The organism is Spelaeicoccus albus (assembly GCF_013409065.1).
Taxonomy (GTDB): Bacteria; Actinomycetota; Actinomycetes; order Actinomycetales; family Brevibacteriaceae; genus Spelaeicoccus; species Spelaeicoccus albus.
Genome location: NZ_JACBZP010000001.1, coordinates 2,763,021 through 2,776,438 on the forward strand (window position 1 = coordinate 2,763,021; position 13,418 = coordinate 2,776,438).

15 protein-coding genes are annotated in these 13,418 nt (G+C 59.8%); 4 read left to right on the top strand and 11 right to left on the bottom strand.

Annotated elements, in window-relative coordinates; genetic code table 11:
* Positions 1-19: 19 nt before the first annotated feature.
* The 7 genes from BJY26_RS12845 to BJY26_RS12875 form a co-directional block, all read right to left on the bottom strand.
* Positions 20-793: an SDR family oxidoreductase gene (locus BJY26_RS12845; protein ID WP_179428638.1), complete on the bottom strand. Its 774-nt coding sequence runs from the start codon at positions 791-793 to the stop codon at positions 20-22.
* Positions 793-1,731: a dihydrodipicolinate synthase family protein gene (locus tag BJY26_RS12850; protein WP_342354669.1), complete on the bottom strand. Its 939-nt coding sequence runs from the start codon at positions 1,729-1,731 to the stop codon at positions 793-795. The genes BJY26_RS12845 and BJY26_RS12850 overlap by 1 nt, the downstream gene beginning before the upstream one ends.
* A complete protein-coding gene (locus tag BJY26_RS12855) occupies positions 1,716-2,519 on the bottom strand; it encodes an enoyl-CoA hydratase-related protein (RefSeq protein WP_179428639.1) in 804 nt (267 codons plus the stop codon). Before BJY26_RS12855 ends, BJY26_RS12850 begins: the two co-directional genes overlap by 16 nt.
* The gene (locus BJY26_RS12860) at positions 2,516-3,754 is read right to left on the bottom strand and encodes a CaiB/BaiF CoA transferase family protein (protein WP_179428640.1); all 1,239 of its coding nucleotides are present in this window, start codon (positions 3,752-3,754) and stop codon (positions 2,516-2,518) included. Before BJY26_RS12860 ends, BJY26_RS12855 begins: the two co-directional genes overlap by 4 nt.
* Positions 3,751-5,115, bottom strand: a complete 1,365-nt coding sequence (locus BJY26_RS12865) for an FAD-dependent oxidoreductase (RefSeq protein ID WP_179428641.1) — start codon at positions 5,113-5,115, stop codon at positions 3,751-3,753. Before BJY26_RS12865 ends, BJY26_RS12860 begins: the two co-directional genes overlap by 4 nt.
* A gap of 8 nt (positions 5,116-5,123) precedes the next feature.
* A complete protein-coding gene (locus BJY26_RS12870) occupies positions 5,124-6,422 on the bottom strand; it encodes an MFS transporter (protein ID WP_179428642.1) in 1,299 nt (432 codons plus the stop codon).
* A gap of 123 nt (positions 6,423-6,545) precedes the next feature.
* On the bottom strand, positions 6,546-7,148 hold the full coding sequence (locus tag BJY26_RS12875) for a helix-turn-helix domain-containing protein (protein WP_179428643.1): 603 nt from the start codon (positions 7,146-7,148) through the stop codon (positions 6,546-6,548).
* A gap of 137 nt (positions 7,149-7,285) precedes the next feature.
* Between BJY26_RS12875 and BJY26_RS12880 the strand changes: the two genes are divergently transcribed.
* Complete coding sequence (locus tag BJY26_RS12880) at positions 7,286-8,464, top strand: CaiB/BaiF CoA transferase family protein (protein WP_179428644.1); 1,179 nt, start codon at positions 7,286-7,288, stop codon at positions 8,462-8,464.
* A gap of 343 nt (positions 8,465-8,807) precedes the next feature.
* Here the strand turns inward: BJY26_RS12880 and BJY26_RS19735 are convergent, their stop codons facing one another.
* The 3 genes from BJY26_RS19735 to BJY26_RS12890 form a co-directional block, all read right to left on the bottom strand.
* Positions 8,808-9,179: an FAD-dependent oxidoreductase gene (locus BJY26_RS19735; protein ID WP_372465391.1), complete on the bottom strand. Its 372-nt coding sequence runs from the start codon at positions 9,177-9,179 to the stop codon at positions 8,808-8,810.
* A complete protein-coding gene (locus BJY26_RS12885; protein ID WP_179428645.1) occupies positions 9,124-9,693 on the bottom strand; it encodes a hypothetical protein in 570 nt (189 codons plus the stop codon). The genes BJY26_RS19735 and BJY26_RS12885 overlap by 56 nt, the downstream gene beginning before the upstream one ends.
* 160 nt (positions 9,694-9,853) lie before the next feature.
* The gene (locus tag BJY26_RS12890) at positions 9,854-10,117 is read right to left on the bottom strand and encodes a hypothetical protein (RefSeq protein WP_179428646.1); all 264 of its coding nucleotides are present in this window, start codon (positions 10,115-10,117) and stop codon (positions 9,854-9,856) included.
* Positions 10,118-10,469: 352 nt separating this feature from the next.
* On the opposite strand from BJY26_RS12890, the gene BJY26_RS12895 reads away from it, so the two are divergent.
* From BJY26_RS12895 to BJY26_RS12905, 3 genes are all read left to right on the top strand, one after another.
* Positions 10,470-10,811 carry a CHY zinc finger protein gene (locus tag BJY26_RS12895; RefSeq protein WP_179428647.1) on the top strand — a complete coding sequence of 114 codons (342 nt, stop codon included), beginning with the start codon at positions 10,470-10,472 and terminating at the stop codon, positions 10,809-10,811.
* Positions 10,812-10,902: 91 nt separating this feature from the next.
* Positions 10,903-11,361, top strand: a complete 459-nt coding sequence (locus tag BJY26_RS12900) for an ImmA/IrrE family metallo-endopeptidase (RefSeq protein ID WP_179428648.1) — start codon at positions 10,903-10,905, stop codon at positions 11,359-11,361.
* A 153-nt stretch (positions 11,362-11,514) separates the two neighbouring features.
* On the top strand, positions 11,515-12,018 hold the full coding sequence (locus tag BJY26_RS12905) for a DUF3145 domain-containing protein (RefSeq protein ID WP_179428649.1): 504 nt from the start codon (positions 11,515-11,517) through the stop codon (positions 12,016-12,018).
* A 127-nt stretch (positions 12,019-12,145) separates the two neighbouring features.
* On the opposite strand, the gene BJY26_RS12910 is transcribed toward BJY26_RS12905, so the two are convergent.
* The gene (locus tag BJY26_RS12910) at positions 12,146-13,387 is read right to left on the bottom strand and encodes a beta-ketoacyl-[acyl-carrier-protein] synthase family protein (protein WP_179428650.1); all 1,242 of its coding nucleotides are present in this window, start codon (positions 13,385-13,387) and stop codon (positions 12,146-12,148) included.
* Between the last annotated feature and the right edge of the window lie 31 nt (positions 13,388-13,418).

A 13,418-nucleotide genomic window follows, 5' to 3' on the forward strand; every position in this document is an offset into this window, starting at 1 on the left:
TTGCCCTTTCATTGTTTAGTCAGAGACTTTTGGCAAGTCCGCCGTCACAGCGCAGTGCAACGCCGGCGAGGTAGGAGGCTGGCCCACTGCACAGGAATGTGGCAGCGGCGCCGAATTCAGCCGGATCACCGTAGCGGCCGGCCGGGATGGACTGTTTTGACCGTCGTGAAACCTCTTCGCGAGAAATCCCTTCATGCTGTGCCTTCGCCGCATCGAGGCTCGCAACACGATCCGTGGCAATGCGCCCCGGAAGGAGCAAGTTAACTGTGACGCCGTCCGTGGCGACCTCTGAAGCCAGCGTTTTGAGATATGCGGCGAGGGCTGCCCGTCCGAGGTTGGAGGAGGCGAGGTTAGCCAATGGTTCGACGATGCCGCTCGATCCGACGGCGAGGACGCGTCCCCATCGGCGCGAGCGCATACCGGGTAGCACTCGTGACACGAAGTGTTGCCCGGGGGCGACGAGTTGTTCCACGGCGTCGCTTACGTCTGTAGTGCTCATGTCGGCTGCGGCGCCCGGCGGGGGTCCCGGACCGTTGAGGACCATGATGTCGATCGTTCCAAATGTCTCCTCGGCGGTGTTGAGCGCGCGGTCACGCGATTCGGTGCTGGTGACGTCGAGTTCGACTCCGATTGCCGACGGCAATTCGGCGGCAACCTTCCGGGCGATATCGGCGCGGCGGCCGGTGACGACTACGTTCGCACCTTCGTTGCCGAGGGCTGTCGCTATCGCCAAGCCGAGGCCTCCCGTGGATGCTGCGACGAACGCTGTCCTTCCGTGAAGCTGTAAGTCCATCAGCGAATCACCGCCTCGGTTTCGACATGTTCCAGATGGGCAGCTGCGAGTTCCGCGAGTTCGGGGGGAAATTCAGCGGCCGGAGCGCGAACAGCTGCATCATTGAAAATCCCACGGCGTCGGAACAGCTCCTTTCGAATTGCTAGGGCGATGCCGGGCTGCTGTTCGAAGTTTATGAGCGGCATGTAGGGCAGGAGCTCGGCTCGTGCCACGTCACGATCTCCGCGGCGCCACGCGGAGACGCATGCGACGAGGGCCTCAGGGTATGAGAACCCGGTCATCGCTCCCGCTGATCCCGCGGTGAGTTCGTCGAGCAACCCTTGGCCACCCAGACCGCCGAATACCGACAGGTCGGTGTTCGCAGTTAGTCGTGCGATCGCTACTGCCGTCGGGGGAGCTTCGGACTTTACTGCGCATACGAACGGGCAGTGCTTGGTGATCGTGATCATCTGTGAAGTCGAGATTGTGATGCCGCTCGATTTCGGATAATCCTGCAGGACGATCGGGGCATCGCTCGACGCATGGATGCTCTGTAGGTGCTCGATGACGTCCTGTGACCGTGCTGAGTTGACCTGCACCATCACAGCACGTAGCCGCGGCCCGAGCGTCGTCTGCGCATTCTCAATCTCGGCGATCGCGGGCCCTGCCGCTATTGAGGTAATGCCAGCAACGATGGCGAGTTTGGAGTGTTCGGCGACAGTGCGGAGTACGTGGGCGCGTTCTGATGCGTTGAGTGAGCTGGCCTCGCCGAACACGCCGAGCACGGTTAGTCCTGTGGCTCCGGCGTCGTCAAAGAATACGGCAAGCCTGCCTAGACCCTCCGCATCGACTTCGCGGCGTTGGCCGGCGAAAGGCGTCGGTACGACTCCCCAGACTCCGGGGGCGAGAGGGCCGTCGTGGTTATTCGTATTTGCAGACACTTTTACCTCCCGGGCCACACGGGTTGACGCTTCTGTTGAAACGCGTTGACGCCTTCGACGGAGTCTTCGCTGTCGAGCGCCGCCATAACCGACGGAAGGCGCATGCCGCGTGCTTCACTGGCTGTGAGATGGCTTGTTCGTGACACCATTTGCTTCACGGCGCGTATCGACGTGGGGGCGCACGCGAGTATCTGATCGATCCAACGGTCCACTGCTGAATCGAGTTCGGGGGGTGAAACGACCTCGTTGACGAGTCCGGCGCGCTGCATTTCCTCTGCTGATGCTTTCCGCCCCGTAAGCAGAAGACTCATAGCCTGCGTGTAGGGGATTCTGCGGACGAGCATCGTGATGCCACCATCAAGAGCGAGCCGGCCAACGCGCGGTTCTGTGAGACCGAACTGCGCCGTGGCCGCAGCGACAACGATGTCTGCGCCGAGCACCATTTCCATGCCGCCGCCAAGAGCGTATCCATTGACCTTCGCAATCACGGGAACGTCGAGATCCGTTCGCAAGCTGAGGCCGCCGAATCCATTGGGGTCGAGCTCGGCCCAGTACTGCAGCCCGGTCTTGTCGACGGCATTTGCCGACATGTCTGCCCCGACGCAGAATGCCTTCTCGCCCGCGCCTGTGACCACAACGACTCGTACGCGATCGTCGTTCCGTATCGAATCCCAAATTGCGTTGAGCCTGTCATGGGAAGCCGGGTCGACTGCATTGAGAACATGTGGCCGGTTGATCACGACGGTTGCGACACCGCGGTCGGAAACGCCGAATTGGATCTCATCGATGGGTGAGTCGTTGCTCATTTCAGCACTCCCAATTCTTGTAAGCGGCGGATCTCTTCATTGTCGAATCCGTTCTCTTGAAGGATCTCGACGTTGTGCTCGCCGAGACGCGGCGCGACGCGGCGCACGGTGGCCGGAGTGTCAGCAAGGTGGATTGGTGCGTTCAACATTTTGAACGTTCCAGCGCTCGGATGTTGTGACTCGAGGATCATGCCGTTGGCAATGGTCTGTTCGTCCGCTAGTGTGTCGGCTAGCGTCCGAACGGGCGCGTTCAGCACGCCTTCGTCTTCTAGCCTGTTGACCCAGTGGGCGGTAGTGTTTGTGGCTATCTGCTCGGCCAGCAGCTGCTGGAGTTCGGATCGATTCTCAACCTGGCTCTCGAATGTTGCGAATCGTGGGTCTTCGCTCAGATCCACCTCGAATTCGAGGGCATTTGAAATATGCGTGAGCGGATCGGCTGTGAATCCGCCGACGATGCACACTGCCGAGTCCGTCGTGGGGAAGACTCCTGTCAGCGGCATGCGTCCCCAATTGACCTCGAAGCCGCGGTTGAGTTGCATACTGGCTTCTTGCATCTGCATATGCAACATCGAGTCATACATCGTGACTTCGACCTTCTGCCCAATTCCCGTGACGTCACGCGAGCGGAGGGCGAGCAGGATGCCCTGAAACAGATGCATGCCCGTCGTATAGTCACAGAGTGTCGTTGGGTAAACGGTCAGCGGGTCGTTCTCTGAACTGCGCCGCCACATGAGTCCCGAATACGCTTGATTGATGACGTCTTGCCCGCCGAGCTTCGCATAAGGACCGGTCGCGCCGAAGCCTGTGCCCGAAGCCCAAACGAGTTGTGGGTTGTGCTTCTTGAGTTGTTCATATCCGAAACCCATCCTTTCCATCACGCCGGCGCGGAAGTTACTGACGACGACGTCCGCGCGTGAGATGAGTTCGCGGACAACCTCTCTGCCATCGTCGGACTTCGTGTCGATGGATAGGCCCCGCTTGTTGCGGTTGATCGACAAAAAAATGGGATTATCTTGTCCGTCCTTATCAGGAACAGAATTTCGCGCTGAATCGCCAGTGATGGGCTTCTCAACTTTGACGACATCGGCTCCGTAATCCCCAAGCAGTTGAGTGCAGCTTGGGCCCATGAACACTTGCGTAAAATCCACTACCGTGATGCCGGCGAGGGGCAGGCTGGACCCGGTCGTCACGTCGGATGCCGAGTTGCTGGTGTCGTTGACCGTATCGGTGCTCATGCTTCCACTGCTTCCTCGACGCTGATTGTCGCGTTCTCCGAAGGAATGTCACCCGGATCGGCATTGTGTTTTCGCATCCTTTGCTGGATTTCGAGCGCCGATACGTCGCGCACGCGGATCGATTGCTCGAGTGCGAGAGTCGCCGCCGAAGCGACTGCTTGCCCCATCGACATGCACGGGGGAATCTCTCGTGATTCCTTCTGCGCTGAAGGAGTGGCAGAGTAGTGCCTTCCAGCTACGAGAAGCTGGTCGACGTTTTTGGGCAACAGTGAACGGTACGGGTAGTAGTAGTCGCGACCTCGTGCGACTGTGTCAGGGAAGTGTCTCCGATCGACGACGTCGTCCTTGGTCATGACGTATTCCCCATCCAGCAGGCGCGTCTGGCGCACACCGATCTGAGGCGCTGCGTCAACTACGTAGCAGTTCGCGAACCCTGGGAGATTGTCCTTGACATACTGAACTGCCTCAGCGATCTTCTCTCGCGCGGCGAATTCGGCATCGGTAAGCGACGCTGGATCGACGCCATCGTAGCCGGTCATATGCGGGGCGTTGCACCACACGACACCGGGAAGCGGAGTCTTCAGCCACCACAATTCCCATGCGCCGCCGAGAATTCGTTTGACCTTACGGTTAATTGCGCGGGCAGCCTTTGGGTCATTTTGCTCGAACTCCTCGGCGACGGCCGTATCGACGCCGCCGAGGCGGAAAACCAGGGTTGTGAGATAGCTTCCCTGAATGTAATCGGCACCGGCTCGGGCGGCAACGTCGATGTCACCCGTCGTATCGATCACGATATCGGCGAGGTGCGTTTGAGGCCCAGATTTCGTTTCTGCAATCACGCCTTTCATTACGCCGTCGTCGACAATCGGGCGCGAAAACCAGGAGTGAAGGAGAAGATTGACCCCGGCCTCGCGTACGAGGTCGTTCGACACGCGCTTCCAGCCGTCCGGGTCGAACGCTGCGGCGTAACAGATTGGCTTCGGCTTTGTGTGGGAGTGGAAGTCGAAGGTGCCAAAACGCCCCCACTTGTTCCACAGATCTCGCGATATCGTGCGGTCTTCTTTCGGCGGCACTACGGCTAGGCCGAGCTTCTGCATCCGCTCGATGTACTCTGACACGACGCCGGTGACTGTGATCTCTTGCCCATTGATCATGTCGTCGAGCACGAGGACCATTCCACCTGAGGCGAGGCCCCCGAGATATGCGTAGCGTTCGAGCAGCGTGACAGAGGCGCCGGATCGGCCAGCAGTGACCGCTGCGGCGACGCCGGCCGGCCCGCCGCCGACCACGAGGATGTCTGAGCGGGACGCTATGGGTGCCGCAGTGTCTTCGGACGTTACGAGGAGTTCGTTGGATTTCACTAAATGTCTCACTTTCCGACGTAGGTGCCGTTGACACGGCGAGCGATCAGGTAGAAGACGACGCTGAGAGCTGAGAGCACAGCGACGTAGGTGGGGAATGCCCAGTCGATATCAATGGAGTTGAACAACACCAGAAGGTACGAGGCCGTGCCGCCGAAGATGGCTACTCCCAAGCCGTAACCGAGCGAAGTTCCGCCACCGCGATAGTGCTTGGGCATCAGCGAGGTGGAGACGACGTTGTACAGCGTCATGTTCAGAAGAAGAACAATAGAGCCACCGAGTAGTACTGAGGCGAACCCGCCGAGACCCGGCTTTGAGTAGAGCAGCATAAGGAAGACTGACGGAATGGCGAGAAGTCGGGTCACGAGGAACCATCGCGACAACGATCGTCCATCGACGAGCCGGCCGACGACAAGGCTGCCGACGACGAGGATCAGGCCCAGAACAGTCGTTAAGGCGAATACGCCAGTCGAGTCCTCGTGCATGGTCGACCGTGCGGCATTGGGGAGTCCGACGTTCCAAGCGTAGTTGTATGCCTGCACCGCTCCGACGACGAAGACGATTGCCAGGACGCTCACCCAGCTTTTTCTAATGCCGGCCCACACGGAACCGGTCGTCGCCTCTGCGAGTTCTTCCTGTTTCATCGTTTCGGGGAGGGTTCGCCGAAGGTATACGATCAGAAAGCCGAGCGCTGCTCCGACTGTGAATGGTATCCGCCATCCCCAGTCCGTCATGGCTTCTGTGTTGACGAACAGGGTGACGATAAAGGTGACAAGCGGAGCGAGCACGATGCCTACGTTCACGAAGAATGAGATGATGCCTGCGGCTGATCCTTCGCGCCCCTCAGGCATTAGCTCGACCGCGTATGCGGTGGAAATCGGTGCCTCAACTCCCGTGGACAGGCCTTGAACGGCTCGGCACACGACAAGCAATATGGGCGCTAAGAGCCCGACCTGATGGTATGTGGGCGAAGCCGCGATTACGAGCGTGCTGAGTGCCATCATGGTGATGGACAAGAGCATGACCTTGCGTCGCCCTAATCGGTCGGCGAAGGTTCCGAGGACGACACCTCCCAGCGGCCGGAAAAAGAAGCCAACGGCGAAGACGGCTAGGGCGTCAAGAGTTGCAGTAGTAGGGTCCCCGCCCGGGAAAAAGTTGGGCCCGATGTACGCTGACAGCAGCCCAAAAATCATCCAGTCGAACCATTCGAGGGTGTTGCCCAATCCGAGGCTGAGAATTCCGCGCCTAACCGTTGGGGAAAGGCGTTCCCGGCGCGTCGCGGTTGCGCCAGTGGTCGATCCAATCATGATTCTCCTTAACCAAGCACGTCGTCGTCGCTTGAAGGCATGCTCCATCGAAGCCGGTCGTCTAAAGCGGCCCGCAGTGGCAAAATTGGATGGGAAGGGGCACCGCCCGCAACCCACATTTGACTACCAGGTCGGCGGAGAGTTAACCCAAACCGCTACGCACGTTTCGTCGTAGGAGTTTGTAAACCAATGCGGAATCGTCGAATTGAAAGTTATTGAGTCGCCGGCTTCAAGCACATACCTCTGGCCATTGAGGTACACGTCCTTTTTCCCCGACAGGACGATTCCGAATTCCTCTCCTCCGTGTGTGAACGGAGTGTCGCTTGTGTCGTGCCCGTGAGGGGTCACGACCCAATTGGCTTCCAACGTTCCGTTAAGGTCCGGGGTGAGCAACTCGTATGCTGCTTCGCCCAGGGCCTCGGGCGCTACGCCCCTGAGATCACGCCGATCCGCTTTGCGAACCACGGGCGATCTCGATTCAGGTGCATGATCAGGGATCAACTTCCCCACTGGGATCTCCAGTCCATGCGCCAGCTGTGCCAAAGTCGTGAACGACGGATTGGCCAGCCCTCTTTCGACCTGGCTGACGATAGCAGGGCTGAGACCTGTGAGTTCAGCCAAATTGGCGAGCGTGAGACCTTGTTCCTTACGCATCGCGCGTACTTTGCTGCCGACACCCGCGAGGAGAGCATCCACTGAAGGGGCCGGTGTCGACTCCGTCACCATATGCGCAGCTCCTCTAGATCGAAACGGTGCTTTTAAGTATATTGAAGATCTTTACTGTGTCAACGGTCACAGTAAATTTCTTTATTATTCTAAAATCGGCGTAGACTCTCGCACGTCAGTTCTCGGAAGGAGACGCCATGGCGCGACCACTCGACGGTATCAAGGTCATCGACTTCACACAGGTGATGCTTGGACCTTCTTGCACGCAGGCACTTGGTGACTTCGGCGCCGAAGTCACCAAAGTTGAACGTCCCGGCAAAGGAGACCTCTCGCGCGAAGGGGTGCTTAAACACACCGGGCAAAACAACCCGGTCTTTCTCAGTCTCAACCGCAACAAAAGAGGGATCGCGGTCGACTTATCGACGAACGCCGGTCGCGAAGTCATTTACGACATGTTAGGTGACGCAGATGTGGTCGTAAGTAATTTCCGGCCCGGCGTGATGAAGCGTCTCGGCCTTGATTACGAGACAGTTTCCAAGCTCAACCCTCGCATTATCTGGGCGTGTGGTTCCGGTTTTGGATCAAGCGGACCATATGCCGATAAGGGCGGGCAAGACATTCTGGGGCAGGCCTACTCGGGTGTGATGACGAGGAAAGCTGACCCCGAACATCCGACTGCGATTTATGCAACGCCGATCGCCGATTACACGGCGGGCCAGCACCTAATGCAGGGCATTCTGCTCGCACTGCTACAACGGCATGCAACGGGCGAGGGTCAGAAGGTCGAGGTGAGCCTCTACAGCTCCATGCTTGCTCTGCAAATGCAAGAAGCGACGACACGTCTCATGTATAACCAAGAGCTAAATTGGGCTCTCATGCCGCTTAGCGGTTGCTTTCCTACAAACGACTCTGAGATTGTGATTATCGGGGCGTTTAAAGAAAATCCGCTAGCTGACATTTGCGCGGCTCTCGGATTGCCCGACTATTCCGAAGAAGAGCGGTTCTCGACACTTGATCGACTGAAAGAGAATCGTGCTGAGATTCGGACGATTATGGCCACGCGTCTCCTCGACGATACCTGCGAGCATTGGCTGACAAAGCTTGAGCAGCATGATGTACTGTGCGGTCCGGTACGCAGCTTGGCCGAGGCCCTCGCCGATCCACAGACCTCGCAGAATGAAATGATCATAGAGTTTACTGACGCTGACGGCCAAGCCGTTAAAACGATCGCATCACCCATCACGATGTCGAAAGTCATTAAGGAGATTCGCTATGTTCCGCCACACCTCGGTGAGCATAGCCGCGAAATACTGATCGAACTTGGCTATGACGACGCACGCATTGATGAGCTCGTGACGATTGGTGCTGTGTGCTGATTCAAGGGAACGATCGCTCCTTCGCTTGTGACTGTATGCGTGACATCGCGTTGCCAGGTGTTGCCATCGAGATCGCGAGAGTTTGCCGGATCGAAATCTTGTGAGGGCATGGCGGGAGACTCCGTTGGAGGGAGGTGAGACCGTAGCTTGGGCCAACAACGCGCAACAGGTTTCCCAAAACGCCGCCAGTGAGAGCCTGTGACGCACTACTGTCCCAAGCGCGCAGCATGGAATCGATACCACCACGGTCCACGACTTCGGAACCGCAACGCGTCGTCGGTCAGAACTGAAGGTGGGCGACGTGTCCTGAAAAGCAATTGCGGCGAACCCGATTCGTGACAAATTATTGGGAGGAAAATCTCTCAAAGGAAAACGGGGAAAGCGAGTTCGGCCTATCACCCGTCTTGAGCCATGAGGCGATTAGTTCCGTGAACCCGAGCGAAATAGCGAATCCGTGCCCGCTCCAACCGACGCCGAAGTACGTGTTGTTGATTCCTGCTGGTTGATCGATGATCGGGATCCCATCGATGCAGACAGTGTCTCTACGCTCGTGGTTGACCCTGTCAAAAGCCGCATCAGATAGGAATGGGAAAGTTGCAGCGGCATCTTGAATGTTATATGTCATCGCCTTTAAGCTGCCGTGTGCGCCCGATGAGTCTTTATCGACACCTAGCCCGCCCGACAACATGAATGTACCGTCGGGCAACTGTTTCATTGACAACTTTCGTCCAAGGTGCGATTTGCTCGGGGTAGCTGAGCTTCGGGTTGATCTTCTTTTCGAACACTCGAGTGCGGGAAGGTCGGTAGAGGTAGGCCGAGGATGTGCCGGCGGTGGGCTGCAGTCCGCGTGCTATTTCACCCACGTCGATCAGCCCGGTAGCGAAGAATGAAACCATCGCCTTTGACGTTCCTTGCGTGACCCACGGAGTGCCGACGATAGCGGCGATCTGTTCGCTGGTGACCGTTCGCCAAGCTTGGATGGTGCCGAGGATGCCGAGTCGTTGAAGCCAGCGCCGCCGCGAGAACACCAGGCTCCAGGCTTCATTTTCGTCAACGTTCCATGTCGCCGGAAGCCGCCCCCATCCGGCGCGCTGAACACGGTCCGCGCGTGATTTGCGCAGCCACGGCACGCCGCCGCCCGGATCCCAAAGTCCGTCCCAGTAGGAGTCGAGACGATGGCCGGCTGCCTGCTCAGTCGGTAGCGCGGAATCCAGCTCGTCGAATGCCACAACCTGGTCCGAACGAGTGTCGGTGATGTCGTCGTGCTGTTGCAGGCATCGGCGGCTCTCCTGGTCGGTTACTATCGCCCCACCGGGCGGCGAGGCTCATCTTTACTGTGTTCGGGAAGCCCTGTTGGATGTCCGGCGGCGACGTGGCGTATGAGCCTCCTCAGCTGATCATCGCTGAGGGCGTCGGTTCGTATCCTTGCCGTGTGGCGAACGCCCGACGGTCGGCTTCGAAGTGTTCGATGTGAACGGTGAACGCGGACTGGCGTTGCTGGTTGAGGTTCGTGCGGATCGCGGCCGAGTACCGGGGGAGGTTCACGATGTCGGCTTTCGACCATTCGGACCCGTCGGCGGAGAAGTCCTCGGCGATCTCGCCGGCGACCGCCCCGGAGTCCTGGGCGAAAGCGATGAGCGTGGAAAAACTCATGAACGCCTCTCGCACTTTTTGGCCGAGTTGCTTGGGGTACTGGGTGGCGAAGAACGGGCGAGCACCATACGCACGGCCTTGGTTGCGAAACCAAGTCACGGTGTCCGGGCTCGCTCCGCACAACAGGCTGAGTTCGTCGGCGCAAGCAATGTGGCGGACGCGAACGACATCCACAAGTCTGAAAAGTCACTTGAACGTCGACGCGATCGTGACGGGGCGCAACGAGCGTGTAGCGGTGACGTTGTCATTCGTGGGCTGAATTCGTGGGCTGAGGTGCGGAACCCGTTTGGGACGCCGAATCGGAATGTCATAATGGAGACCTTCCTAATTACGCTTCATTTGGGGGCCGATCGTGGTAGAAGATGGCTCCATCGCCGTCGCAGGCAAAACAATCGACGCACAGACGCGTTGCGTCCACTATCACTCAACGCGAGACGTCGTAGCTATCAAGTTCGCGTGCTGTCGCACCTTTTATGCGTGCATTCACTGCCATACGGAGTCCGCCGACCACGCCGTCGACGTCTGGGCGGCCCGCGACCGTGACGAACGTGCCGTGGTGTGCGGCGTATGCCGGCACTTAATGACGATCAACGCCTACCTGGGCGCCGCGACATGCCCGCGCTGCAACGCCGAATTCAACCCGGGATGCGTTGCACACCACCACCTGTATTTCGGCGGTACTTCGAGCAAGTAGGCGTTGACGGAACGGCCCGTTTTGGGATCGGTTCTATCTCATCCGCGTGCCGTACGGGGCCAATGTCGGTGCGCGGGGTTATGTTGCTTGCATGCCGAAAAAACGTCCGTGGCGTAAGTACCCCGCCGTCGACCATGTGGTCGTCGAGTGGGCGGGGCCGCCCGCCGTGGAAACTTTCGACATCGGCGACAACCCGCAGCTCGGGCAGGCACCGGAACTGATCGACAAGCGCATACTGTTTTCTCGGCATCGATGCACCCTTGCTCACGAGCTCGAACACCTTGACCGTGGAGAGGTCGCCTGTCAGGACGCCGCGGTGGAGAAGTACGTACGGCTGGCGGTCGCACGCAAGCTCATCAAGTGGGACGACCTCGTCGACGCGGTCAGTGCCGGAGTATCGGAAACCGAGTTGGCGGACGACCTCGCCGTGACGGACGAAGTGCTGGCCGACCGAATCCGCTTTCTGCACCGATCCGAAAAGATGCTGCTGGTGATGGCCGGACGGCGTACGTCCGGCTCGAACGCCGCACAGCGGCCCGGTAGCCGATAAAGTGGCGTCGCTCGCACGCGGGACCCGCCGCGGCGTCCGCCTGGTGGCATAACACACTCCCGCATGTCACAATGTAGCTAGCGCTCATGTCGCAGAGAACTCAACCGGGTTCGGGTCGTAGGGGAAGACGTACCGGAATCGATGGAGGTTGGGATGTCTTCTTTGACGACAAGAGGCGTGCTTTTCGTGCACTCCGCACCGCGGGCTCTTTGTGCTCATATCGAATGGGCGGCGGGCGGAGCTATTGACGCGCGCGCATCTTTCGAGTGGACGGCTCAACCGGCCGCCCCCGGGCACATGCGCGCCGAAATGTCCTGGCAAGCGCCCCAGGGGTCCGGCGCCAAAATCGCATCGGCACTGCGCGGCTGGGAACATCTGCGATTTGAAGTCACCGAGGAGCCGAGCCACGGGGTTGATGGAGGCCGTTGGTCGCATACGCCCGATCTGGGCATCTTCCACGCCGTCACCGACGTGCACGGCAACATCATGGTGCCCGAAGACCGGATTCGTGCCGCGATGGACGTCGCTGCCGGTGATCCTGTTCGGTTGACGCGGGAAATGGACCTAGCGTTGGGCCGGGCATGGGATCAAGAGCTTGAGCCGTTCCGTTACGCAGGCGACGGCGCACCGGTGCGTTGGTTGCACAAAGTCGGCTAAGCACCGGCCTGCCAACAATGCAGGACCGCTAAAAGAAATTTGTCGGCGGGTACTTTGCGGGCCGACACCCTCAAGAATTAATGGGGTGTCGACCCGCGAAGTACCCGCCGACAGTGCGTTGATGGGGTTATACGTTGCGGATGACGACTACCGCGTTGTGACCACCGAAGCCAAACGAGTTGCTCAACGCCAGCAAATCGCCGTCCGGAAGCGTGCGCGGCTTGCCCAGCACGACGTCCAGATTCACCTTCGGGTCGAGATTCTCGACGTTGATGGTCGGGGGAGCGGTCCGGCTTTTTACGGCCAAGGTCGTGAAGATGGCCTCCACCGCTCCGGCGCCACCCAGCAGGTGCCCGGTCATCGACTTCGTAGCCGATACCGCGACATCGTCGATGTGTTCGCCCAACACCTTGTTCAAGGCCAACGATTCGGGCAAATCGCCCACCGGGGTGGATGTCGCGTGCGCGTTGACGTGCCTGACGTCGCTGGGGGAGGCCGTAGCGTCCCTCAAAGCGTCGACCGTGGCCCGTACCGAACCGGTGCCGTCCGGATCCGACGCCGTGATGTGGTAGGCGTCATTGGACACGGCAGCCCCGGCCAGCTCGGCATAAATCTTCGCACCGCGTGCCTTGGCGTGTTCTTCCCACTCCAACACGAGCGCTCCGGCGCCGTCGCCCATGACGAATCCGTCTCGGTCGACGTCATACGGCCGCGACGCGTGTTCGGGATCGTCGACCCGCTTGGACAACGCCTGCATCGACGAGAACGCCGCAAGCGTGATCGGGTGGATCGCCGCTTCGGAACCGCCGGCCACGACGACGTCGGCGCGCCCCGACCGCAGGACGTCGAGCGCATGCCCGAGGCCTTCGGTGGACGACGCGCACGCCGACACCATCGTCTGCACCGACGCGCGGGCATGAAGGTCCATCCCGACGGCTGCAGCCGGCCCGTTGGGCATCAGCATCGGAACGGTCAGCGGCATGACCCGGCGCGGTCCCTTGGCCTGCAGAGTGTCCCAGGCGTCGAGCAGCGTCCAGACGCCGCCGACCCCGGTGGCCCACGCGACAGCGAGCCGTTCGGGTTCGACGTCCGGAGTTGCAGCATCTTGCCAGGCCTCCCTGGCGGCGATCAAAGCGAACTGGCTCGACGGATCGAGGCGCTTGGCTTCGACACGCGACAGCTTGTCCGCGACGACCTGACGGTCGACGCGCGCGGCCATGTCGACCGGGAGCGAATACTTCTCACCCCAGTCGTTGTCCAACTTGTGAGTACCGGATGTGCCGGCCAGCGCCGCATCCCAGGTGCTCGATACGTCGGAACCGATAGGCGTCACAGCGCCGATTCCGGTGATGACGACCTTGCGCGTCATTCGTGGTGCCTTTCCTAATGCTGCAGGGACT